Here is a 24,097-nt window from a genome sequence, read left to right on the forward strand (position 1 = left end):
CTCACCGGGGCCCTGGATCGGCGCGCGGTCGCGGCGCCGGTTCGGTTCGGCGCACCGGGGCCGCCTCGGAGGACGGCCCCTTGATGGCGTTGATCAGGAAGACGAACGGAAGGCCCAGGAGGGCGACATCGAGCTGGGCCGCGAGGACGATCGCGGTCTCCTTCGAGGCGCCGAGGCCGAGCCGCATCTGGGCCTGCACCCCGGTGCTCATGCCGTAGGGCGCGTGGAAGTTGTGGCTGCGGGCGCCCCAGAAGAGGGCGGCGGCGACGCCAGGTTCCAGCCCGTGGGCGTCGCTCCAGCGGCCGTAGATCCCCGTGGACAGGATCAGAGGGAACGAGTCCAGGATCGGGGCGAGCGCGGAGACGCCCGCGCCGACCTGGAGGTCGTCGAACCCGTGGGTGAGCAGCTCGGCGTACGGTCCGGCGCCGAGGTCGTCGTTCCCGGTGCGGCCGAAGAGGACATCGCCCCGCAGCCCGGCGTGAAAGAGGGTCGAGTCCCAGAAGCGCCGCTCGACGCCGGCTCCGGCCACGCCGAGGGTGACGCCTGCGCTGGCCTGGGGCTCGGCGTGGACCGTGCGGGGCGCGAGGACGATCCCCAGGAGCGCGGCCATCAACACAGCGGGGTGGCGCGCCGTTGCCATGGTCGTGGGATGGTACAGGGCGCCGCCGGGGAGCGTGCCCGAATTGTGCGGTCGAGCCGCGGTGGGTGCGGTCGAGCCGCGGTGGGTGCGGTCGAGCCGCGGTGCAGCGAGGTCTCCGGGAGCTGGCGTTGCGCCGAGGTGGCGTGCAGAGGGCGCGGTGGGGGTGCGGCGTGCCGGGGGCCCGCCGGAGGGGCTGAAGTTCAGGTGAGCCACAAAAGGGGCTCGCCGGAACGCAAATCCCGGAGGTGGGCCGCCGGCGCGCCGCACCCCCACCGCGCCCTCCCTGGGGTGCAAGCCGGCCTGCGCGTCGGGTGGGGTTCGTGGTAGCGTCCGGCGCGATGGCGCGGCGCACGGTGCAACTACGGGTGGGGGGGCAGACCTACCGCGTGGTGACCTCCGCGAGCGACGAGGAGCTCCAGCGGCTGGCCGCCGTGGTCGATCAGAAGCTCGCGGCCGTCGTGCCCGCCGGGCGCGCGGTCACGCCCCAGGCGATGTTGCTCGCCGCCATGGCGCTCGCCCACGACCTGGAACAGGAACGATCCCGGGCAGCCGCGATCGCCGGGCGCGCACGGGATGCGTTTGGCCGGATCCTGCAACGGGTGGACGCGGCGCTCGGCGCCGGAGCGCCGGCGACCTCGGCTGGCGACGCGAACAACGGGTCGCCCTGATCCGAGCGTTCTCGCACGGGGCCGGCCGACGCACGCCCGGCCCTGCTGCTCACCGGAGATGGATGGCATGCCCGCACCTGTGGATGACGGTCACTTCCCCCCAAGCCCAACCCCGGACGGCGTGAACGCCCTCCGCCATCTCCAGGAGGAGCTCTCCGAGCTGGAGCGCGCCGGGCTTCTGCGCGTGCCCCCCGCCGCGGCGGCCCCGGCCGGGATGCTGGTGCTGTGCTCCAACGATTACCTTGGTTATGCCGCGCTCCCCTTTCCGTCGGGGGATGGTTCGGCGAGCGGCGCGGGGGCGTCCCGCCTCGTGAGCGGCACCCACGAGGCCCACCTGATGGCCGAGAGGGAGCTCGCGACCTGGCTCGGCGTCGAGGCGGCGCTGCTGTTCTCGTCGGGCTACGCCGCCAACGTGGGGACCCTGGCCGCCCTTGCCCGGCCGGGGGACGTGATCGTATCGGACGCCCTGAACCACGCGTCGCTCATCGACGGCTGCCGTCTCTCGGGGGCGACGATCGAGGTCGTCCCGCATCTCGACGTCGAGGCGGTCGAGCGGGCGCTGGTCCGCGCCCAGGGCGCTCGCCGCCGGTGGGTCGTGACCGAGTCGCTCTTCAGCATGGATGGCGACACGCCCGACCTCCGCGGCCTGCGCGCCCTCTGCGATCGTCACGACGCCGCGCTGATGGTGGACGAGGCGCACGCGCTCGGCATCTCGGGGCCGCGCGGCGCGGGCCTGTGCGCCGAGGCCGGCGTGCGCCCCGACGTCGTGGTCGGCACCCTCGGAAAGTCGCTGGGGCTTCACGGCGCCTTCGTCGCGGGCTCCTCGACCTTGCGGACCTACCTGTGGAACCGCGCCAGGAGCTTCGTGTTCTCGACCGGCATCAGTCCGGCGGTGGCGCTCGCCGCGATGGATCGCGTCCGCCGCGCGGCTGCGGACGATGCGGGTCGAGCCCGCCTGCGGCGGACGGCGGATCGGCTCCGCTCGGGGCTGCGCGCGCTGGGAGCCCAGCTGCCGCCAAGCGCCTCGGGCCCGATCCTTCCGTGGATCCTGGAGTCGCCCGGTGCCGCCATGGCCATGTCGCGGCGCCTCGGCCGCGAGGGCGTGGTCGTCCAGGCCATCCGGCCGCCGACGGTGCCAGCCGGCACGTCCCGCCTCCGGATCACGGCCAGCGCGTCGCTCTCCGAGTCCGACGTGGAGCGTGCCCTCGCAAGCTTCCGGAGGGCCGTGCGATGAGGCGCAGTGCTGTTTCACGTGAAACAGGGCAACGCCGGGTGGCCGTCGTGGGAACGGGGACGGAGGTCGGCAAGACCCACGTTGCGGTCGCGCTGGTCGCCGCCCTGGCAGCTCGCGGCGAGGCGGTCTCCGGCCTGAAGCCGATCGAATCGGGGGTAGACGGCAGCTCGGCGAGCGACGCCGATCGGCTCGCGCGCGTCAGCTCGGTGCGACCGGAGGTCGCGCCGTATCGCTTCGTCGAGCCGGTCTCCCCTCACCTCGCTGCCCGTCGCCACGATCGCGCGATCGCGCTGGAGGTCGCCACCGCGTGGGTCGACCGGCACGAGGCGCCCATCCTGGTCGTCGAGACCGCCGGCGCGCTCCTGTCGCCGCTCGGGCCCGGACTGACCAACGCGGACCTCGTGCGCGCGCTGCGTCCCGAGGCCGTTGTTCTGGTCGGCCTGGACCGGCTCGGCATCCTTCACGAGGTCGCGGCCTGCCTGCTGGCCCTGCGGACCCAGGTGCCGGAGGTGCCGTCGCCGGTGGTGGTGCTCAATCCGCCCGCCGTGTCCGACGCGTCGGCCGGGACCAACGTCGGGGAGCTCGAGGTGCTCGGCATCGCGTCCGGCGCGGTGCTCATGCCGCGTGGCGCGCCGGATGCGCCGGACGCGCTCGCGGCGGCGCTGGTCGCGCTGTCGCGGCTGGGCCTCTGATCTTCGGCCAGCCCTCACCGGGGTGGTGGTCGCGTTTGGGGTGCTCACCGGAGGGGCGGAAGTCCAGGCGAGCCACGAAGGGGCTCGTCGGAACGCAGGCCCTGGAGGTGAGCCCTCAAAGGGCCGCACCACCGGGGGTCGCGTCGGGCAATGCGCACGCGGAATCCGCAGGGCGCGCAACCGGCGATGCGCCATCCGTGCTCCGCGAGCCCGATTGCTTGGGCCGAGTGGTCTGGGATCCGCGTGCTCTGGGTCCGCGGTTCGGTAGCGCTACTGCGGGAAGTCGGGCCGAGAGACGAACCGCCATGACGCCAAGGGCGCCAAGAAACCAGGGAAGTGGACGGGAAAAATGGAGGGACAACCGTTCCCCTCTCTTCTTGGCGTCGTTGGCGCCACGGCGGTTCTTCTGCTGGTCCGGGGCAACTTCCCACAGTAGGCAGTGATAGGCAGCGCTGGAGTTCTTGCCGGGCCATCCGGCGCGCGGCGAGGGGGCGCGCCTGGGCATATCTCCAGGACCCGAGCAGCACGGACCTTCCCCACCTCGCGGAGCAAGCATTCTGGCCGCCGGGGCGAGCCACAGCAGGGGCTCGCCGCAATGCGAGTCTCGGAGGTGAGCAACCCATGGGAAGACCATCCAGGTACGCGACTTCGCCGCTTCCTGAGCTCGGCCCACCGGACGCTGGTGCCTGAAGAGCGCCGCGGAGCTGCACCAGCAACGCGGGGGAGCCGCCCTGCAGCGCTGTCCGGATCGCGGCGGTGCTACGCTGGGGCGCTGATGAGCTCCCCCCTCGAGCAGGCCGCCGATCTCCTTGGTCGCACCCGGTCCGCGCTCTTCATCACGGGCGCCGGCATCTCCGCCGCCTCGGGCGTGCCCACCTACCGCGGCATCGGCGGCCTCTACGGCGACAGGCTCACCGAGGAGGGCGTGGAGATCGAGGAGGTGCTCTCCGGGCCGATGTTCCAGCGGCGCCCCGAGCTCACCTGGAAGTACATCCACCAGATCGAGCAGGCCTGCCGCGGCGCCCGCTTCAACCCCGCCCACGCGGCGCTGGCCCACCTCGAGCGCCACCTGGACCGCTGCTGGGTGCTCACCCAGAACGTCGACGGGTTCCACCGCGACGCCGGCTCCCGCAACGTCATCGACATCCACGGCGACCTCCACCGCATCCTCTGCGCCGCCTGCCCCCACGAGGAGCGCGTCGCCGACTACGCGGCCCTCTCGCCCTGCCCGCGCTGCCCGCGCTGCGGCGCGGTGCTCCGCCCCGACGTGGTGCTCTTCGGCGAGATGCTCCCGCCGGAGAAGCTCGCGCTCCTGCACAAGGAGCTCGCCCGGGGCTTCGACGTGGTGGTCTCCATCGGGACCTCCAGCCTGTTCCCCTACATCACCCAGCCGGTCACCCTCGCGGCGACCGAGGGGTGGGGCACCCTCGAGATCAACCCGGACGAGACCTCGATCTCGCGCCTGGTGAAGGTGCGCCTGGCGATGCCGGCGGTGGAGGCGCTCACGGCGATCCTGGCGAGGATCGCGGCGGGCACGAAGTGAGGATCGCGGCGGGCACGAAGTAACCAGCCAAGGCCACCACCCCGCAACGCTCAGACCGCGTCGCTGACGGCGCGTCCCCGCTCCAGCGTCAGGCGGGCCGCCGCGCGACTCCGGAAGACCTCCGGCTCGTGGGACACCACCACGACCGCGGCCCCACGGCTCACCTCCGCATCGACCACCGTGAGCAGACGCGCCACCCCCGATCGGTCCAGTCCGGTGGTCGGCTCGTCCAGCAGCACCAGCGAAGGCTCGTGAACCAGCGCGCGCGCCAGCGCGATGCGCTGCCGCTGGCCGCGCGAGCACGTGCGGAGCGGCCGCAACGCGAAGCTCCCCAGCTCGAAGCGCTCCTCCGCCTGCCGCCACGCCTCCGTGGCGTCGAGGCCGTGGAAGCTGGCCGCCAGCTCGATGTTCTGCCGGCCGGTGAGGTCCGGATAGGCCAGCGACTCGTGCGAGAGCCAGCCGATCGCGCCGCGGACCTGCCCGGCGTCCTCCCCCAGCGGCTCGTAGACAACCGTGCCCGACGTGGGACGGACCACCGTGCCCAGGATACCGAGCAGCGTCGATTTGCCCGACCCGTTCGCGCCCTCGATCAGCGTCAGCCGCCCCGCCTCGATGGTCGCGTTCACCCCGCGCAGCGCCGCCGTCGTGCCGTACGTCTTCACGACGCCGCGCGCAACCACCCGCTCGATCGTACCTCCAGCGCTCATCTCACTCCTGCGCCGACGCCGCTCCGTCAGCTCTGGTCGCCGCCCCGCACATGGCTCTCCCCGTGGATCAGGGTGGTCATGTCCTCCGGGAACGGGGGTGGATCGACGACCGTCGCCTCGGAATCGTCGACGAGCTCGGCACCCCCCGGGAGCGGATCCAGCGACGGGATCGTCGGCCGATCCTCCACCTCGTCATCCCCGTCCCGGGGTGGCGCGTCCGCCACGACGACCCGCCCCGGATCGCCCGCCTCATCGATCCCGCCAACCCGCGCGAACAGCATCGTCCCATCCTCGCTCTGCTCCTCGACGAGGCTCCGCACCGCGAGGCGTTCCGGACCGCGCCTCCGCGCGACCGGCGCCTGGCTCCGGAACCGTCGCAGCGCTTCCTGGAACTCCCGCGCGCTCTGGAACCGCTCCTCCCGCTCCTTCGCCAGCGCCCGGTCCACCAGACGCGAAAGGCCGGACGGAATCGTCGGATCGAGCTCGGTCACCGGGCGGTGCCAGAGGGTGAGGATCTGCACGAGCAGCGCGTTGTAGTTGTGCGCCACGAACGGGCGCTGCCCGGTCAGCGCCTCGTACAGAATCACGCCGACCGCCCAGAGATCGAGCCGGTGATCCAGCTCCAGATCGCCCCGGGCCTGCTCCGGCGCCATGTAATATGGCGTACCCATCACCATGCCGGTCCGGGTCAGATCCAGCGCCATTCCATCCACGTCCGAGGCCTGTGAAATGCCGAAATCCAGTAACTTTGCCACCGGCAGCATGCCCGCGCGCTCGGACAGGAAGATGTTCTCCGGCTTCAGGTCCCGGTGGACGATCCCCCGCTCGTGCGCCGTGACCAGCGCCGACAGCACCTGGAGCATGATGTCCACGAGATCGTACGGAGGCACGGCCCCGCAGCGCGCGATGCGCTGCGCGAGCGTCTCCCCGTGGAGGCGCTCCATCACGAGGTAGGGGCTGCCGTCCGGGAGCCGCCCCATGTCGTAGACCTCGCAGATGTTCGGGTGGCCGATCCGGCCGGCGATGCGCGCCTCGTGCTCCAGCCTCGAGACGGCCTCGCGCCGCTGGGTCTCCCTCGGGTGCATCACCTTGACCGCGACCAGGCGGCCGATCTCGAGGTGCTCCGCCTCGTAGACCGCGCCCATGCCGCCCTCGCCGATGATGGCGGTGACCCCGTACTTGTCGCCGATCACGTGGCCGAGCAGCGAGCGCCCCGAGGACGTGTGGCCCGGACCGTCGCCCGGCCACGCCATCGCCCCCGCGAACGCGCGCGCCGACGACGAGCGCGACGCGGGCGGGCGCGACGCGCTCGTCGTCGGCGCGCGGTGATCCGGACGCGACAGCGACGCGCTGCTGCGACGCGCCGAGGAGGACGGCTCCGCGCGCGACGGCCCCCGCGACAGCGGCGCCGACGGCCTCGGCGGCAACGCCGCCGGCCGCGGGATCGAGGCCGGCGCCATCGCGGCCCGCAGGCCCGCGCGCGACGGCGGATCCGCGGCGGACTCGAGCACCAGCCCGGTCGCCGGACACACGATCGCCGCGGCGTCGTGGTGGTTACCGCAGTGGATGCACCGCACCGAACTCAAGTCCGTACATTTTGCAATACTCCATCCGGAAGCCGCTCGGAACTGCACAGCGCATCCACCCGGCGGATCGTCGACGCGCCCGGTCGCCCCCAGGGCCGAGCCCCTCGTGGGAATCCTGGGGAGAACCCCCCCGGGATCCCTGGGGGCAACCCGGGGGAGAAACGCCACCGGCCGGCTCTCCCCTGTTCTCCTACCCCTGAGCACGGCCCATTTGCCCCAGGGCACTCGCCCTTAACCATCGGAAATTGTTTCACATTTCGAGTTATCCCCGCCCTCCACAGCGCCTACGGCGACGACGGCGTCTTTCTTTATTTCAGGAGAGGTAGAGGTGCCGGCGAGGTCACCTCGGACGCGCCCGGCCGCCACCCAGGGTCGAGCCCCTGGCGGGGGATCCTGGGGAGAACCCCCCCGGGATCCCTGGGGATAAACCGGGGGAGAAGCGCCACCGGCCGGCTCTCCCCTGTCCTCCTACCCCTGAGCACGGTCCATTGGCCCCAGGGAGCACGCCGCCAAGCGACTAGAATCGTTCAGTATTTTGAGTTATCCCCGCCCTCCACAGCGTCTACGACGAAGACGGTGTCTTTATCTATCTATTTCATGGAAAGTAGAGGCGCCTGGCGAGGTCGCGAGCGCGCGCATTTCGGGGGGCACGCCCGGCGATAACCCTGCTAAAGGGACCGGCTCGGAGTTGGCCATGGACCTTGTGATCGCCAAGAAAGATCTGCTTCGCCTCGTCGCGCGCTGCCAAGGCGTGGCGGACAAGAAGAGCGCCATGCCAGCGCTCGCCAATGTCCTCCTCGCCGCCGAGGGCAACGCCCTCCGCGTCGCCGCGACCGACCTGTACCTCGGGGTCACTGGCCAGACGCACGCGGAGATCAAGACCGGCGGCGCCGTCGCGGTCCCGGCCAGGGATCTGCTCGAGCGCGTCAAGGCCATGCCCGATGGCCCGATCCAGATCACGACCACCGAGGGCGCGCACACGTCGCTCAAGGCGGTCGGATCGCCGCGCCGCTACACCCTCCCCGGCCTCCCGGGCGCGGACTTCCCGCAGCTGCCCGCGCCGGCCCTCGACGCGCCCTCGCTGGAGCTGCCCGTCGAGCTGCTCGCGCTCCTGATCACGCGCACGCACTTCTCGATCTCCACCGACGAGACGCGCGCGCACGTGAACAGCGCCCTGTTCGAGTGGGCCGGCGAGCGCGTCCGGATGGTGACCACCGACGGCCACCGCCTCTCCAAGATGGAGGCGACCGTCTCGGGCAGCTCCGCCACCGCCACCATGCTCATCCCGCTCAAGGCGATCACCGAGCTCCGCCGGCTCGCCGAGGAGGCGCGCGCCGAGAAGGAGACCCCGATGGTCGCCATCACCCAGAGCGGGCCGAGCGCCTTCTTCAACATCGCCGGGATGCAGTTCTCGGTGAAGCTCGTCGACGCGCAGTTCCCTCCGTACCAGCAGGTGATCCCCTCGGTCACCGAGCGGTCGGTCCGCGCCCCCCGCGTCGCCTTCGCCGAGGCGCTCCGCGCCATCGCCCTCGCCGCGAACGACCGCACCGGCGGGGTCAAGCTGTCGATCGCGCCGGGGACGCTCCGGATCACCAGCGAGAGCCCGGATACCGGCGCCGGCTTCGACGAGGTGGCCGTCGACTACGCCGGCCCCGAGGTCACGATCGGCTTCAACGCCAAGTACTTCCTCGACGTGCTCGCCGCCGTGGACGATGAGGAGGTCATCCTCGGCATCTCCGGGGAGCTCGACCCGGCCGTGCTCCGGCCCGGCAGCGAGTCGAGCCAGCAGAGCTACGTCGCGGTCATCATGCCGATGCGAATTTGAGCGCGCCCCCCGCCGAACCCCCGCCAAGCCTCCTGCTCGAGCGGCTCCAGGTCCGCGAGTTCAGGAACCTCACCCGCGTCGACGTCGAGCCCGCGCCGCGCCTGAACGTGATCGCCGGCAACAACGGCCAGGGCAAGACGAGCCTGCTGGAGGCGATCTACTTCGCCGCGACGTCGCGGAGCTTCCGCACCCACCGCGCGGCGGAGCTCGTGCGCCACGGCGCCTCGGTCGCGAGCGCGCGCGCCCGCTTCGTCGAGCGCCGGGGCGCGCTGCCGCCGCTCGCGCGCGAGCAGACCGCGGCCGTCGAGCAGAAGCGGTGCGCCGTGCGCGTCGACGGCAACCGCCCCCCGAGCCTCGCGAGCTTCGCCACGCGCTCGCCGGTCGTCGCGTTCCACGCCGAGGAGCTCGCGCTGTCGGCCGGGCCCGCAAGCGCGCGGCGCACGCTGCTCGACCGGCTGGCGCTGTTCATGGATCCGCAGAGCGCGGACCACCGCGCCCGCTACGCGCAGGCGCTCCGCGCGCGCCACGAGCTGCTCCACCGCGGCGGCGGCGCGGCGGCGCCGTCGAGCGCCGAGCTCGACGCGTTCGAGGAGCTCTGCGCCGTGCACGGCGCGGCGGTGACCCGCGCCCGCGAGGCCGCCGTGCAGGCGCTCTCGCCGGAGCTCGCGCACGCCTTCGCGCGCATCGCCGCGCCGGACCTCACCCTCACCGCGCGGTACGCGCCGGGCGGCGCCGCCAGCGCCGAGCAGGCGCGCGAGACCCTGCGCGAGCAGCGCCGGCGCGACGCCCACCGGCCGAGCGCCGGCTTCGGCCCCCACCGGGACGACCTGCTGCTCGAGCTCGACGGCCACCCGGCCCGCGTGGTCGCCTCCCAGGGGCAGCACAGGGCCCTCACCCTCGCGCTCAAGGCCGCCGAGACCGCCGCGATCGCCGCCGTCCGGGGCGTGGAGCCGATCCTCCTGCTCGACGACGTGTCGAGCGAGCTCGACCCCGACCGCACGGCGGCGCTGTTCGTGTTCCTCGGGATGGCCCGGGGGCAGGTGTTCCTGACGACCACGCGGCGCGATCTCATCGTCACCCCGGGCGTGCCTTCCGCGGATCGGCGCGATTTCCATGTCGAGGGCGGCGCCCTCAGCTGACGCGCGCCGCCGGCAGCGCGGTCGGCGAGCGCCGCCGGCAGCGCGGTCGGCGAGCGCCGCCGGCAGCGCGGTCGGCGAGCGCCGCCGGCGCGCCGGAGGGAGGCGTGCCAACACCGCAGCGCGATCGCCGTGAAAGGCGTTGATCGGGCCGCGCAGCGCACGAGTTGGAATGCTCCGGACGCGCCCGCGCGCGGCGTCGAAAATACGGTGTTACGGCGCCTCCGGACTCCGGCGAAACGCTTGCCGTAGCCCCTCATTTCGGCTACATTTCCGCGGTCTTTAAGGGGCATCGACGAACGGTCCGCGCATGATCGTTCGCGGCCACCGACTCGAGCCGGCGCCGCGGCCGCGGCGACCGGGTCCCACCTGACGAGCTGCCATCGATCCGGCCCCTCTCTGCAAGAACTCCGGCCATTCGAGCGGCCTCTGCCGCTCTGCGCCCCCGGTGAGAGGCGGCGGGCGCGCCACCAGGACCGAGATGACGGAACCCACCCTGAGCCAGCCGACCGACATCACCAAGGCGTCGTATGACGCCCACAGCATCACGGCGCTCGAAGGCCTTGAAGCGGTGCGAAAGCGCCCCGGCATGTACATCGGCGATGTGCACGACGGATCGGGGTTGCATCACCTCGTCTGGGAGGCCGTCGACAACGCCGTCGATGAGCACCTCGCCGGCGCCTGCACCGAGATCCGGATCACCGTCCACTTCGACGGCTCGGTCTCGATCGAGGACAACGGCCGCGGGATCCCGGTCGGAATGCACGCCAAGGGCGTGAGCGCCGCCGAGGTCGTCATGACGGTCCTCCACGCGGGCGGCAAGTTCGACAATTCCAGCTACAAGGTCTCCGCCGGCCTCCACGGCGTCGGCGTGAGCGCCGTGAACGCCGTCTCCGAGTGGCTCAAGCTCGAGATCAAGCGCGAGGGGAAGCTCTGGTTCCAGGAATACGCCCGAGGCGTCCCGAAGGCGCCGCTCAAGGCGATCGGCGTGACGGACAAGACGGGCACGAAGCTCACGTTCAAGCCGGACCCGACCATCTTCAGCTCGGTCGAGTTCAGCTTCGACATCCTCGCGAGCCGCCTGCGCGAGCTCGCCTTCCTGAACGCCGGGCTCATCATCCAGCTCGACGATCAGCGCCCGGACGGGCGGGCGGAGACCTACGAGTACAAGGGGGGCATCGCGGAGTTCGTGGCGCTGCTCAACAAGACCAAGGAGCCGATTCACGAGGAGGTGATCAGCTTCGTCTCGCAGCACGACATCAGCGCCTCGAGCGAGGGCGGGAACGGGCGCTCGGCCCCGCCGGTCGGCGTGGAGGTCGCCCTGCAGTGGAACGCCTCCTTCACCGAGGCGATCTTCTGTTACACGAACAACGTCCACAACCGGGACGGCGGCACCCACCTCACCGGGCTCCGCGCGGCGCTCACCAAGACGATCAACAACTACGGGAGCGCGCACAACCTCTTCAAGGACCTCAAGCAGGGCCTCCAGGGCGAGGACGCGCGCGAGGGCCTGACGTGCGTGCTCAGCATCAAGCACCCGGACCCGTCCTTCGACTCACAGACGAAATCCAAGCTCGTCTCCAGCGAGGTCAAAGGCATCGTCGAGGCCGTCGTCAGCGACAAGCTCGGGCAGTATTTCGAGGAGAACCCGCAGAGCGCGAAGAAGATCATCGAGAAGGCGGTCGTCGCGGCGAAGGCGCGCGAGGCGGCCCGCAAGGCCCGCGAGGTGATCCGCAAGGGCTCGCTCGACGTGACCTCGCTCTCGGGCAAGCTCGCCGACTGCCAGTCCAAGGACCCGGAGAAGAGCGAGATCTACATCGTCGAGGGAGAGAGCGCCGGCGGCAGCGCCAAGATGGGGCGAGACCGGCACTTCCAGGCGATCCTCCCGCTCAAGGGCAAGATCCTCAACGTCGAGCGGGCGCGGCTCGACCGCATGTTGAGCTCCGCCGAGGTCGGCACGTTGATCACCGCCCTTGGCTGCGGGATCAACGACGCCGGCGGCTTCGAGATCGACAAGCTCCGGTATCACAAGATCATCCTGATGACCGACGCCGACGTCGACGGCTCCCACATCCGCACGCTGCTCTTGACCTTCTTCTTCCGGCAGATGCCGGAGATCATGGAAAAGGGCTATCTGTTCATCGCGCAGCCGCCGCTCTACCGCGTCCGCAAGGGGAAGCGGGACCTCTACCTCAAGGACCAGGCGGCGCTGGACGAGTTCGTGGTGGGCAACGCGGTCGACGGGCTCGAGATCCTCGCCAGCGGCGCGCAGGCGGGCATCGCCGGGCAGCCGCTCTACCGGCTCGCCCAGCGGCTGAAGCGGTTCCGGGCGGTGCTGTCGAACGTCGACAAGCGGTGCGACGCGCGGATCGTCGCGGCCGTGCTGCGATCGAGCGGGCTCGGTCGCGACGATCTGCGGGAGTCGAAGCGGGTCGCCGAGGCCGCCGACGCGCTGCGGGAGTACCTGAAGCACCGCTATCCGGACCTGTTCCCGCTCACGCTGTCGACGCCCCGGGACACCGAGCACGGCACGAGCCGCATCGAGGTCGTGCCGCGCCCGGGCGCGAGCGCCCGGAAGAGCGTCATCGACTGGGACCTCGTCAACTCGCCGGAGTACCAGGAGGCGTGGTCCATCGAGCAGGACCTCCGCTCCATCGGCGCGCCGCCGTACCGCGCGCGCACCTCGAGCGGCGAGGAGACCATCGAGAACGGGGAGGCCCTGGTCGACTACCTGGAAGAGCGGGGCAAGAAGGGCATCGCGATCAGCCGTTACAAGGGCCTCGGTGAGATGAACGCCGACGAGCTCTGGGAGACGACGATGAACCCCGACGCGCGGACGCTCCTCCAGGTCCGCATCGACGACGCGGTGAAGACCGACGAGCTCTTCACGATCCTCATGGGGGATCAGGTCGAGCCGCGGCGCAACTTCATCGAGCAGAACGCGCTCAACGTGAAGAACCTCGACATCTGACGCGCTCGGGGCGCTTGAGAAGAGCCTCGACATCTGACGCGCTCGGGGCGCCCCGGGTCGACGCCACGTGAAGGCGGCCGCAGGGGGGGCTGCACGTCGGGGGCTCACCGGAGGGGCTGAGGTGCAGGCGAGCCGCGAACGCGAAAAGGCCGCGCCGGAACGCAAGCCCTGCAGGTGAGCGCCCCGCGCGCAGCGCCACCCGCGGGCGCGCGCCCGGGCGGCGTCCCCGCTGCACCTCTGGCAAGCCGCTTGCTTGGCCGGCCCCTTGCTAGGCGACACGCGCGCCTTAGCTTCGAGGTGCCATGCGAATCGAGCGAATGACGACGAAGGCCCAAGAGGCCATACGAGAGGCTGTCGACTTCGCCAGCCGCCGCGGAAACCCGGAACTCTATCCCGAGCACCTCGTGCGGGCGATCGTCGACCAGGACGGCGGCGTCGGCGCTCCGCTGGTGCAGAAAGCGGGCATCGATCCGGCCGCTTTGCTCCGCCTCCTCGAGGCGAAGATAGACACCTACCCTCGCGTGAGCGGCGGCGCCGAGCCGAACCTCTCGAGGCGCGCGCTCGCGGCGCTTCAAAAGGCCGAGGACGAGGCGAAGACGCTCAAGGACGACTACATCTCGACAGAGCACGTCCTGCTCGGCGCGCTGAAGTCGGACAAGGACGTCCAGTCGATCTTCGAGCGACTGGGGCTCTCGCACGACAAGCTCCTCTCGGCGCTCGCCTCCGTGCGCGGCAACCAGCGCGTGACCGATCGCGATCCGGAGGGCAAGTTCCAGGCGCTCGAGAAGTACACGCGCGACCTCACCCAGCTCGCGCGCGCCGGCAAGATCGACCCGGTGATCGGGCGGGACGAGGAGATCCGCCGCGTGGTGCAGGTGCTCTCGCGGCGCACGAAGAACAACCCGGTGCTCATCGGCGAGCCCGGCGTCGGCAAGACGGCCATCGTCGAGGGGCTCGCTCACCGCATCGTCGGCGGCGACGTCCCCGAGTCGCTCAAGGACAAGACGATCGCCGCGCTCGACCTCGCCGCCATGGTCGCAGGCTCGAAGTTCCGCGGCGAGTTCGAGGACCGGCTCAAGGCGGTCCTCAAGGAGATCGAGGGCTCGAACGGCCGCATCATCCTGTTCATCGACGAGCTCCACACCCTGGTCGGCGCCGGCGCGGCCGAGGGGGCGATGGACGCGGCGAACATGCTGAAGCCCGCGCTGGCGCGCGGCGAGCTCCGGTGCATCGGCGCGACCACGCTCGACGAGTACCGCAAGCGCATCGAGAAGGACGCGGCGCTGGAGCGGCGGTTCCAGCCGGTGATCGTGGATCAGCCGACCGTCGACGACACGATCGCGATCCTGCGCGGACTCAAGGAGAAGTACGAGGTCCACCACGGCATCCGCATCCAGGACGCTGCGCTCGTGGCGGCGGCGGTGCTGTCGAACCGCTACATCACCGAGCGGTTCCTCCCGGACAAGGCCATCGACCTCGTCGACGAGGCGGCGTCGAAGATCCGCATGGAGATCGACAGCCTGCCCACGCCGATCGATCAGGTCGAGCGCGACCTGCTCAAGCTGCAGATGGAGGAGCAGGCGCTCAAGCGCGAGAGCGACAGGGCGAGCAAGGCGCGCCTCGACGACGTGCGGCGCGAGATCGCCGAGCTCCAGGGGAAGCGCGACGCGATGCGGGCGCAGTGGATGCGCGAGAAGGAGCTCATCTCCGAGGTGCGCAAGCTCCAGCCGCAGATCGAGGAGCTCAGGCTCGAGGAGGAGCGCCTGAAGCGCGCCGGCGACCTCGGGCGCGCCGCCGAGATCCATTACGGGAGGATCCCGGAGGTCGAGAAGAAGCTGGAGTCGCTCCGCGCCACCCTCACGCAGGTGCAGTCGAAGCAGAGCTACCTGAAGGAGGAGGTCACCGACGAGGACATCGCCGCGGTCGTCTCGAAGTGGACGGGGATCCCGGTCTCCAAGATGCTCGAGAGCGAGATGCAGAAGCTGCTCCGCCTCGAGGAGCAGCTCCGGCGCCGCGTGGTGGGCCAGGAGGACGCGCTCCGCGCCGTGTCGAACGCCATCCGGCGCTCGAGGGCAGGCCTCGGCGACGAGCGGCGGCCGATCGGGTCGTTCATGTTCCTCGGGCCGACCGGCGTCGGGAAGACCGAGCTCGCGCGCGCGCTCGCCGAGTTCCTCTTCGACGACGAGCGGGCCATGGTGCGGCTCGACATGAGCGAATACGGGGAGCGCCACGCGGTGGCCCGCCTGATCGGCGCGCCGCCCGGGTATGTCGGCTACGAGGAGGGCGGCCAGCTCACGGAGCCCGTGCGGCGACGGCCGTACAGCGTGGTGCTGTTCGACGAGATCGAGAAGGCCCACCCGGACATCTGGAACACGCTCCTCCAGGTGCTCGACGACGGGCGCCTGACCGACGGACAGGGGCACACGGTCGACTTCAAGAACACGATCGTCATCCTGACGTCGAACCTGGGGACGCCGGCGGCCGCGGCGATCGAGGAGCGAGCCCAGCTGCCCCAGGAAGAGAAGGCCGAGCTCGTCAGGAAGGCCGTCATCGAGGAGGTGCGAAAGCACTTCCGCCCGGAGTTCCTGAACCGCCTCGACGATCTCATCGTGTTCCGGCGGCTGGGGCACGAGCAGATGGAGAAGATCGTGGATATCCAGCTCGATCTGCTGGGCAAGCGGCTGGAGCGACGCGGGCTGTCGTTCTCGCTCTCGCCCGAGGCGAAGGCCTACCTCATCGAGCAGGGGTGGGATCCGCAGTACGGCGCCCGCCCGCTGAAGCGCGCCATCCAGCGGACCATCGAGGACGAGCTCGCCAGGCGGATCCTCGCCGGCGAGGTCAAGCAGGGCGACTCCGTGCGCGTCGGCCGGGGGCCCGAGGGGCTCACGTTCACGCGTGATGCGCCGAACTGAGCGGCGGCGTCAGCGCTCGGGGAGATTGCCGGCGATGCGGCGGAGGAGGTCCAGGACGGCGTAGGCGGCGCCGAGCTGGACCTCCTCGCGATCCCCGGTGAACACGCGGTCGCGGACGGTCAGGCCGCCGGGGTGCGATACGGCCCAGTAGCACAGGCCGACCGGCTTGCTCGCCGTGCCGCCCGTCGGCCCGGCGATGCCGGTGACCGAGATGCCGACGTCGACCTCGCAGAGGCGGCGGGCGCCCTGCGCCATCTCCGCGGCGACCTCGGCCGACACCGCGCCGTGGCCGCGCAGGGTGTCCTCCGCGACGCCCAGGAGCCGTGTCTTGGCGCTGTTCGCATAGGTGACCGCCGCGCCGACCAGGTAATCGCTCGCCGGGTAGCTGGTGAGCAGGTGCGAGATCAGCCCGCCCGTGCACGACTCCGAGACGGCGAGCCGCCAGCCGCGCGCGCGCACGGCGCGCCCGACCATCTCCGGGAACGCATCGTCCCCCTCGCCGTAAACGACCGTGCCGAGCCGCTCGCGGACCTCCGCCGTCGCCCTCAACGCCAGCTCGCGCGCCATCGAGTGCGTGCCGGAGCGGGCGTGGACCTTCACGTCCACCTCCGGGTAGTGCGCGCGGTAGCCGAGCGTGATGCCAGGATGCGCCTCCTCCATGCCCTTCAGGAGCTCGCCGAGCGCCGCCTCGGGGAGGCCGTACGTCCGGAGGCGGACCTGGAAGGTGTTGTTCGGGGCGACCGGCCGCACGCGCGGCAGCACCTGCTCGGCGAACATGCTCTTCATCTCCCGCGGCACGCCCGGGAGGAAGAACACCGTGGAGTCGCCGAGATGGACCCCGAAGCCGGGCGCCGTGCCGGTGGGGTTCGGGAGGATCTCCGAGCCGGCGGGCACCTCGGCCTGCTTCTCGTGGCCCGCGTTCATCACCTTCCCGCGGCTCTCGACGCGGCGGCGAATGGCGAGCAGCGTGCTCTCGTCCCGCACGAGGTCCGTGCCCGCGGCGCGCGCGGCGGCCAGGGCCGTGAGGTCATCGGTGGTGGGCCCGAGCCCGCCGGTGGCGATCACCAGCCGGTGCGCGGCCGCGAGCTGCCGGATCGCGGCGACGATGCGATCGACGTCGTCGTCGACCGTGCTGGCCTCGCTGACCGTGAAGCCCGCTGCCGTGAGCTCGGCAGCGAGCCAGGCAGCATTGGTGTTGATGATCTCGCCGCGGGTGAGCTCGGTACCGATCGACAGGAGCGCGACAGCCATTGGGAAGGGGGACTCTAACTCAATCCGGGGCGAACGGAGCGCGCTTCCGGAAGATTTGCGCTCGTTCGGGCGATTCTCTCCCCTCCCTGGGTCCTGGCCCCGGTCCCCCTTCGTGGCCCGTTCCCGCTCCCCTTCCCTGGCCGCTCCCCGCCCCCCTCCCTGGCCGTTCCCCCGCCCTCCGCGACGCCGCGCGCTGCGACGCGCGAGCTCAGGGAGAATGGGCGCACCGGAACCCGATATCCGTGGCTCGGGTGGAGTCAGGGACGATCCGCCGATTCCAGGTACGTAGCGCCGCGGCGGCGCCGTCGGACCACGATCCGCCATGGATTCCCGAGATCCGCTGTCCGGTCCTCTCCGGGGCGGCCCACTCGGCGACGTTGCCGGCCAGATCGAACACGCGCCCGTCCGGGTGGATCGCGGCGCCGTCCGGGTGCGAGCCGGCGAGCTCGGGGCCTGTCGCGCCCCACCCGCACGGTCCGGCGCGCAGGCCGAACGCGGCCCGCCGGCAGACCGCGCCCGTGTCGCCCCACGGGTACCGCCGGCTCGACGGGCCCGCGGCGGCGAAGGCGAGCTGATCCCGCGAGGGGAGCGCGCCGCCCACGAAGGCGCAGTAGCGGGCGGCTTCGCCCAGGGTGATCCCCGTCACGGGGAGGCCCGGCTCCCCGCGCAGCGGCAGCGGGGCGCACGCCGCGGCGGCCACGCACGCTGCGTAGCGCGCCTCGGTGACCTCGAACGCGTCGAGCGAGAACGCCGGGACGAACACCGCGCGCGGGTCGACCAGGCCCTGCGCCTCCCAGTCGCTCGGTCCGAGACGCAGCGTGCCGGCGGCGATGCGCACGGTCACGCTCGGCGCCGTGCACCCCGCGGGGGTCGGCGCGAGGCCGGCGGCGCAGCGGCGCGGCGCGCCCGCGCAGCGGCCGGCCTCGAGGCGCTGGCCCTCCCCGCAGCAACGCGGGCCGAGCGCGACCATCCCCGGCGCGCAGCGCGCAGGCGGCCCCGCGCGCTCGCGCGCGAGCACGACGACGCCGCCGATCAGGAGCGCAGCGCTCGCCGCGAGCGCGGCCTTCCAGACCGGCGTCGATCCGAGGATCGGCCCCGCCCCCACCTCACGGGGTCGTCGAGGTGGCGGAGCCCGCCTTGCCCGCGTCGTCCGCCTTGCGCGAGCCAGCGCCCTTCTTCGGCGCAGGGCGGCTGGACTCGATCATGCCCTCGATGCGCGCCAGCGCGTCGAGGAGCGCCGTCCGCACGCGCTCGTACGTCTTCGGCCCGACGTCGCCCCGCCGCCGCGCGCGCTCGAGCTCCACGAACTCGTCGAGCAGCGCCTCCCGGGCCTCGATCAGCTCGCGCCGCTCCTCCTCGTCGGGCCCGCGGTCGCCCTCGCGCCGCCGGACGACGTTCACCGCGACCCCGGCGAGCACGGTCGCGCCCGCCAGCAAGAGCGCGATCCATCGGCCCACGCCCGGGGTCGGGAGCCCGGCCAGCGTGATCTCGAGCGTCGTCCACCCGCCGTCGGCGCGCGTGAGCTGCTTGTCGGTGATCAGCAGCTTCTTGCCGTCCCGGTTCTGGGTGCGGCGCGCCGACGGGAAGCCCTTGACCTCCAGCGTCATCGATTTCGATGCCTCGGCCATCACCTGCATCTGCGCCACGCGCGGCGGCAGCTCGATGCGGATCGTCTGGCGCTCCTCGCCGCTGAGCGGGACCTGGAAGCGGAACTGCCCCTCGTGGCGGCCGGGGCTCACGGTGCCGCGCAGCGCGACGCGCGTGGCCCCGGTGCCCTCGGCGCCGCCGGAGACGGCCGCGCCCTTCGCCTCCTCGAAGCGCATGTCGCTCAGGCTCTCCGACTTGTTGAACGCCTTCGCGCCCGGCGGCAGGGCGAACGTGGCGTCGGGCAGCCAGGCGACGCGGCCGAGGTTGTAGACCTGATAGAGCTGCTCCACCGAGACCGCGTCCTGCCGGAGCTGGAGGTAGACGAGGCCCCGCATCCCGACGAGCACGTCGTTCACGTCCGGCGAGGCCTGGTAGACGTGCAGCACGGCGCGCTTGCCGGCCTCGGCGCCGAGCCCGAAGTGCGGCAGCGAGAACGTCGCGCCGTCGCGCGTGACCGAGACGCCGTAGCTCGTGCCGCTGCCGATCGTGAGGCCCTCGAAGCGGAAGCTGCCCGACTCGTCCGTCTCTCTCCTCACGCGCTCGCGCGACTCGCCCTTCGCCACCGAGCTGTGCACGATGTCGAGATCGAGCGGGGCGCGGGGCACGGGCTTCCCGTCCGCGTCCTGCACGTTGACCACGAGGACGCCGGGCGGCAGGCCGCGATCGTCCTGGACCGTGTCCTCGGGCGCATCGAACAGGCCTGTCAGCTGCTCCATGGTGCGCCGCGATGCCGGGCTCGGCGCGCTGCTCCCCACCGGCGGGTGGCCGGCGGGCAGCTCCTGCCCGACCTGCGGATGACCCGGCGGCAGCGCGCCGGGCGCGCCCGCGTCCGCCGCCGTCCCCGGCGATGCGGCGGCGGCGCCGTTCGGCGGCGCCGCACCCTGCTTCGCCGCCTTCGCGTCCTGCTGGGCCGCCGCGGCCTGCGCCTTCGCGGCCGGCTGCGCGGGCGCCGTCTGGGCCGTCTGGGCCGCCGCGGCCTGCGCCTTCGCGGCCGGCTGCGCGGGCGCCGTCTGGGCCGTCTGGGCCGCCGCGGCCTGCGCCTTCGCGGCCGGCTGCGCGGGTGCGGGGGGCGCGGGCGCAGCCGGTTGCGCCTGCGCGGCGGGCGCGGCGGCCACGCCCAGCGAGGCGATCACGGCCAGCGCGGTGTACCGGGTCCAGCGCATCACGACGCCCTCCTGCGATCGTCGTCGGTGTCGGCGCCCGCGGCCTCTTCCGCCGCGGCGTGCTCCGCCTGGGCCGCGCTCGGCGCCCGCCTCGTCCCGCACTTCTTGCAAAACACAGCGTCCTCGTCGTTCACCGTGCCGCAGACGGCGCACCCGGGGACCTGCGCCGCCTCGCCGGCCTCGGTCGCCGCGGCCGCGTCGCGCTCGTCGCGCTCGTCGTCCGCCACCTCCGGCGCCCGATCATCGCCCTGCTCCGCCGGCTCGACCCTGGCGCGCTTCCGCTTCGCCGGCCTGGCCTCGGCGGCTGTGCGCTCCGCGCCGTCCTCAGCCGCGTCCTCGTCCCGCTCCGTCGCCTCGTCCGTGCCGTCGTCGGGCTGGAGCCCGGCGCGCCGGAGGCGCCTCGCCACGAGCGCCGCGACCTGCTCGCGCCGCGGCTGCGCGTCGGCGTCCAGCAGGCGGAGCAGCCGCTTCGCCTCGGCGCGGTACCTCGCCACCAGCTCCGCATAGTCCTCGTCGCTGATCTTGCCGACGCTCCGCTCGAACTCGAGGTCCTTGAGCGCCCGCAGGACGGCCTGCTTCTGCTCCTCCTCGGCGCGCGGCGCGCCGATCGCGTACGCGTCGGCCCCGCTCAGCGGCGTCTCTCCGAGCAGCACGCGGAGGCTCGCCCAGAAGATCGCGATGACCGCGACGAGGGCGCCGCCCGCGAGCACGAGGATCGCCGCGGGCGGCCCCGCGACGAGCCCCGCGACCCCGGCGCCGACGAGCGCCGCGAACGGCGCTCCGAAGCGGGCGTAGTGCACGATCTGCCGCTCGAGCGCCGAGTCGGAGGCCCTGCGCGCGGTCTCGTCGGCCGTGGCGGCACTATTCACAGGCTTGGCGGCGCTCATTCGCGGTCTTCGCGGTCAAGGCTCTTCAGTTCTTCGTCGAGCTTGTCGTCGTAATCGTCGCGCGCACCGGCAGCAACGGCCTTCGCCGCGGACCCCTGCGCGCCGCCGCCCGCCTCGTCGCTGCGCCGCTTCCAGCGGCGCAGCGTCACGATCACGAGGCCGGCGCCGAGCACGATGGCCCCGAGCGGGAACAGGTACAGCAGCCGCTGGCTCCCCTTGTTCGGGGGCACGGCCAGCGCCTCCGGCCCGAAGCGCTCGACGTAGGCGGCCTGGATCTCCTCCAGGGAGAGCCCCGCCGCGAGCGCCGCGCGGAGCTCGCTGCGCCGCTCGTGCGCGAAGCCGCACGTGCAGGTCCCCAGCGTCTCGCGCGGGCAGCCGCACGTGCAGATCACGCTCCAGAAGAGCTTGCGCTCGGCGTCGCTCTGGATGCCGACCGTGCCCGTCCGCACCATGCCCTCGCCGAGCTGCTGGCCGTGCGCGAAATCGGGCGAGCGCAGCAGGACGACGAGGGCGACGAGGCCCGCGACGAGGAGGGTGATGCCGTGGATGAGTGTTCGCGTGCGGCTCATTCGAACGCCGGGGGCCTCGGGTCAACAGCGGTCGGGAGCATGGCACCGTTTGCGGCCGGCCGCCCGGGGTGAACAACCTCGCCCTGGACGGAGGCGCCGTCTCCCCCGCTCGCCCCGCCTGGCTGGACGAGGACCGGCCGCCCGAGCCCCTCCACGATCGGGTGACCGTAGGCCTGCGCTGGACCGCCCGCGAGCAGGAAGGCGAACACGACCGAGGCCGTGACGGACCCGGCCGCCCGGACGTACCCGAACGCGCCGGCCTCCTCGAGCGCGATGTCGGGCCACATGGCGATGAGCGCCCCGAGGATGAGGATCCCCGCGCCGAACCACATGAACGAGATGAGGTTGTTCACGTGGAGCTGGAAGGAGGCGACCTTCGTCTGCGGGTTCGCCATCCCGAGGACCACGTAGAGGTCGTTCTTGACCGTGAAGTGCCGCGCGACCTCGGTCGAGGGCGCCTCCGGGCTCGACTTGTAGATGTACTTCGCCGGGCTGATCCGGCCGACCGGCTCGCCGTGGCGCGTGACGTCGAGATCGGCGAAGATCATCCGCTTCTCGCTGTCGACCTCCATGCGCGGGCCGGCGTAGGCGAGGCGATACTCCTCGATCTCCACCGTCTCGCCCGGGCGGAGGCTGACCTCCTTGTCGACGCCCCAGGCGCGGCCAGCGAAGCCGATGAACATCACGGCGATGCCGACGTGCACGATGTAGCCGCCGTAGCGGCGCCGCGACCTGGCGACCAGGTTGAAGAACGAGGCGAAGAGCGACTCCTTGCCGCGCTTCTGCCGCGCCGCGATGCCGCGGGCGAACTCCTGGACGACGACGGCGACGTTGAACGCGGCGAACGCGACGGTGAAGAACGGGTACGTCGACGCGAGCTTCGCGAGCGCGTCGCCGAGCTGGCCGGGGTAGATCGGGTCGACGGGGACGAACGGGGCGAAGCCCACCCTCTTGCCGAGCGCGAGGTGGAGCGCCGACGTGACAGCCGCGGCCAGCACCGGCCAGAGGAAGCTCTTCCGGAACAGCTCCGGCGACGTCTTGCGCCACCCGAGCAGCGGCGCGACGCCCATGAGCAGGAAGACCACGAGCGCGACCGGCGGCAGCCACATGTTGTAGAACGTGGGCCCGAGCGTCGATTTCTGATCGAGCAGCCACTCGCTGATGCGCGGCCACACCGTCGCGACCGCGATGAAGATCATGATGCTGAAGAGGCCCCAGTTGTTGAAGAGGAACGCGGCCTCGCGCGACAGGAGCGACTCGAACTGCCCGTCGCTGCGCAGCCGCGGCAGGCGGTAGACGATGAGCGCGGTGCACGTCGCCAGGATCACGGCCATGAAGAAGACGAACCAGATGCCGATGCCCGACTGGGCGAAGGAGTGCACGCTCGCGATGAGGCCCGAGCGCGTGAGCCACGTGCCGAAGATCGTGAGGAAGAACGTCCCGCAGATGAGCGAGACGTTCCACACCTTCAGCATGCCCCGGCGCTCCTGGATCATCGTCGAGTGCACGTAGGCGCTCGCGGTGAGCCACGGCAGGAACGCGGCGTTCTCGACCGGATCCCACGCCCACGGGCCGCCCCAGCCGAGCTCCTCGTAGGCCCACAGCATCCCGAGCACGTTGCCGATGGAGAGGAACAGCCAGGAGAAGAGCATCCACTTGCGCGTCGCCACGATCCACTCGCTGTCGAGGCGACCCGTGGCGAGCGCGGCGATCGCGAACGCGAACGGCACCGCCGCGCTCGTGAAGCCGACGTAGAGGCTCGGCGGGTGGATGATCATGTAGAAGTTGCGCAGCTGGTGGTTCAGCCCGTTGCCGTCGAGCGGGGCGCCCGCCACGCTCGTCCGGAACGGGTTCACTGCGAAGATCATCAGCGCGGCAAAGAAGATGAGGACGCTCATCAGCGTCGCGATGACGTACGGCTGGAGCTCCAGGTACCTGCGCCCCAGCCAGTAGACGCAGCCGCCGGAGAACAGCGCGGTCAGGAACATCCACCAGAGCAGCGAGCCGTCCTGTCCGCCCCAGAGCGCCGCGATGAGGTACGGCGTGCTCATGGACCTGTCGCTGTACTGGGCGACGTAGGCGATGCGGAAATCGTGGCTGACGAAGGCGTACGCCAGCACGAGCACGCCGAGGCCGACGAGCGCGATGGTGCCGTACGCGCCGAGGCGCGCCGCCTGGAGCAGCCGTGGCCGCCCGCGCGCCGAAGCGAGCCCGACGGCGAAGGTGTAGGCCGCGGTGACCAGAATGGCGTAAAGGACGCCGGTCCCGAACTCAGGAAGGGATTGCCACATCGTCGTAGGGGCCAAGCTTAGGCTTGCCAGGCGCACAGGGCCAGCGCACCGGCAGCGCGCGGGCGAGCGCCGGCGGCGATCCTCCAGCGCACCGCGCCGTCGCGCGCGGCTCGGCGCCGCGCTCGAGGGGCTGCCGCATCCTGGAGATGGCGCTTTTTCTGGCCGGACTGCACCCCGGTCGGGCGCTATCCGCTGCACCGCGCGCCCGCCGTGATTGCGGCGACGCGCGGTGTTCAGACGCGGTCGCGCTCGCGTCGTCGCGCGGCGAGGGAGCACCGTGTCCGATGACGCGCTCTCCGATCGTGCGTCGCGTCGGCGCGATGCGCTCGATGTGACGGGGCACGCATTGCGGAGTTGCCCGCGTGATCACCTGCG

General features: G+C 72.0%; 17 protein-coding genes. 8 read left to right on the forward strand and 9 right to left on the reverse strand.

What is annotated here, in order from left to right:
- Window position 1 precedes the first annotated feature (1 nt).
- Window positions 2–640: a hypothetical protein gene (locus WMF31_RS38135; protein ID WP_436606806.1), complete on the reverse strand. Its 639-nt coding sequence runs from the start codon at window positions 638–640 to the stop codon at window positions 2–4.
- A 338-nt stretch (window positions 641–978) separates the two neighbouring features.
- Between WMF31_RS38135 and zapA the strand changes: the two genes are divergently transcribed.
- The 4 genes from zapA to WMF31_RS38155 all read left to right on the forward strand — a co-directional run bounded on the left by zapA (window position 979) and on the right by WMF31_RS38155 (window position 4,777).
- On the forward strand, window positions 979–1,308 hold the full coding sequence (gene zapA, locus WMF31_RS38140; protein WP_129354941.1) for a cell division protein ZapA: 330 nt from the start codon (window positions 979–981) through the stop codon (window positions 1,306–1,308).
- A gap of 121 nt (window positions 1,309–1,429) precedes the next feature.
- Window positions 1,430–2,542 carry an aminotransferase class I/II-fold pyridoxal phosphate-dependent enzyme gene (locus tag WMF31_RS38145; protein ID WP_436606807.1) on the forward strand — a complete coding sequence of 371 codons (1,113 nt, stop codon included), beginning with the start codon at window positions 1,430–1,432 and terminating at the stop codon, window positions 2,540–2,542.
- 38 nt (window positions 2,543–2,580) lie between these two features.
- Window positions 2,581–3,234, forward strand: coding sequence for a dethiobiotin synthase (bioD, locus tag WMF31_RS38150; protein ID WP_436606808.1), 654 nt, complete (start codon window positions 2,581–2,583; stop codon window positions 3,232–3,234).
- A 775-nt stretch (window positions 3,235–4,009) separates the two neighbouring features.
- Complete coding sequence (locus WMF31_RS38155; RefSeq protein WP_436606809.1) at window positions 4,010–4,777, forward strand: NAD-dependent deacylase; 768 nt, start codon at window positions 4,010–4,012, stop codon at window positions 4,775–4,777.
- 50 nt (window positions 4,778–4,827) lie between these two features.
- Here WMF31_RS38155 and WMF31_RS38160 read toward each other — a convergent pair whose 3' ends face one another.
- Entirely contained in the window at window positions 4,828–5,484 is a 657-nt protein-coding gene (locus WMF31_RS38160) for an ABC transporter ATP-binding protein (RefSeq protein ID WP_436606810.1), read from the reverse strand.
- 26 nt (window positions 5,485–5,510) lie between these two features.
- Window positions 5,511–7,061, reverse strand: coding sequence for a serine/threonine-protein kinase (locus WMF31_RS38165; RefSeq protein ID WP_436607581.1), 1,551 nt, complete (start codon window positions 7,059–7,061; stop codon window positions 5,511–5,513).
- 703 nt (window positions 7,062–7,764) lie between these two features.
- Between WMF31_RS38165 and dnaN the strand changes: the two genes are divergently transcribed.
- The 4 genes from dnaN (at window position 7,765) to clpB (ending at window position 15,914) form a co-directional block, all read left to right on the forward strand.
- On the forward strand, window positions 7,765–8,895 hold the full coding sequence (dnaN, locus tag WMF31_RS38170; protein ID WP_436606811.1) for a DNA polymerase III subunit beta: 1,131 nt from the start codon (window positions 7,765–7,767) through the stop codon (window positions 8,893–8,895).
- Window positions 8,892–10,034, forward strand: coding sequence for a DNA replication/repair protein RecF (recF, locus tag WMF31_RS38175; protein ID WP_436606812.1), 1,143 nt, complete (start codon window positions 8,892–8,894; stop codon window positions 10,032–10,034). The genes dnaN and recF overlap by 4 nt, the downstream gene beginning before the upstream one ends.
- A gap of 478 nt (window positions 10,035–10,512) precedes the next feature.
- Complete coding sequence (gyrB, locus tag WMF31_RS38180; RefSeq protein WP_436606813.1) at window positions 10,513–13,002, forward strand: DNA topoisomerase (ATP-hydrolyzing) subunit B; 2,490 nt, start codon at window positions 10,513–10,515, stop codon at window positions 13,000–13,002.
- A gap of 302 nt (window positions 13,003–13,304) precedes the next feature.
- The gene (gene clpB / locus WMF31_RS38185; RefSeq protein ID WP_436606814.1) at window positions 13,305–15,914 is read left to right on the forward strand and encodes an ATP-dependent chaperone ClpB; all 2,610 of its coding nucleotides are present in this window, start codon (window positions 13,305–13,307) and stop codon (window positions 15,912–15,914) included.
- 9 nt (window positions 15,915–15,923) lie between these two features.
- On the opposite strand, the gene WMF31_RS38190 is transcribed toward clpB, so the two are convergent.
- The 6 genes from WMF31_RS38190 to WMF31_RS38215 all read right to left on the reverse strand — a co-directional run bounded on the left by WMF31_RS38190 (window position 15,924) and on the right by WMF31_RS38215 (window position 23,722).
- Window positions 15,924–17,165 carry a CinA family nicotinamide mononucleotide deamidase-related protein gene (locus WMF31_RS38190; protein WP_436606815.1) on the reverse strand — a complete coding sequence of 414 codons (1,242 nt, stop codon included), beginning with the start codon at window positions 17,163–17,165 and terminating at the stop codon, window positions 15,924–15,926.
- A gap of 208 nt (window positions 17,166–17,373) precedes the next feature.
- Window positions 17,374–18,270, reverse strand: coding sequence for a formylglycine-generating enzyme family protein (locus WMF31_RS38195; RefSeq protein ID WP_436606816.1), 897 nt, complete (start codon window positions 18,268–18,270; stop codon window positions 17,374–17,376).
- A 1-nt stretch (window position 18,271) separates the two neighbouring features.
- Complete coding sequence (locus tag WMF31_RS38200) at window positions 18,272–19,978, reverse strand: carboxypeptidase-like regulatory domain-containing protein (protein ID WP_436606817.1); 1,707 nt, start codon at window positions 19,976–19,978, stop codon at window positions 18,272–18,274.
- Entirely contained in the window at window positions 19,975–20,862 is an 888-nt protein-coding gene (locus WMF31_RS38205; RefSeq protein ID WP_436606818.1) for a hypothetical protein, read from the reverse strand. The genes WMF31_RS38200 and WMF31_RS38205 overlap by 4 nt, the downstream gene beginning before the upstream one ends.
- Window positions 20,859–21,431 (reverse strand): cytochrome c-type biogenesis protein, encoded by a 573-nt coding sequence (locus WMF31_RS38210; RefSeq protein WP_436606819.1) that lies wholly within the window; start codon window positions 21,429–21,431, stop codon window positions 20,859–20,861. Before WMF31_RS38210 ends, WMF31_RS38205 begins: the two co-directional genes overlap by 4 nt.
- Window positions 21,428–23,722: a heme lyase CcmF/NrfE family subunit gene (locus WMF31_RS38215; RefSeq protein ID WP_436606820.1), complete on the reverse strand. Its 2,295-nt coding sequence runs from the start codon at window positions 23,720–23,722 to the stop codon at window positions 21,428–21,430. Before WMF31_RS38215 ends, WMF31_RS38210 begins: the two co-directional genes overlap by 4 nt.
- Window positions 23,723–24,097 lie beyond the last annotated feature (375 nt).

The sequence above is a fragment of the Sorangium sp. So ce1036 genome (genome assembly GCF_051369805.1).
Classification (GTDB): Bacteria; Myxococcota_A; Polyangia; order Polyangiales; family Polyangiaceae; genus Sorangium; species Sorangium cellulosum_F.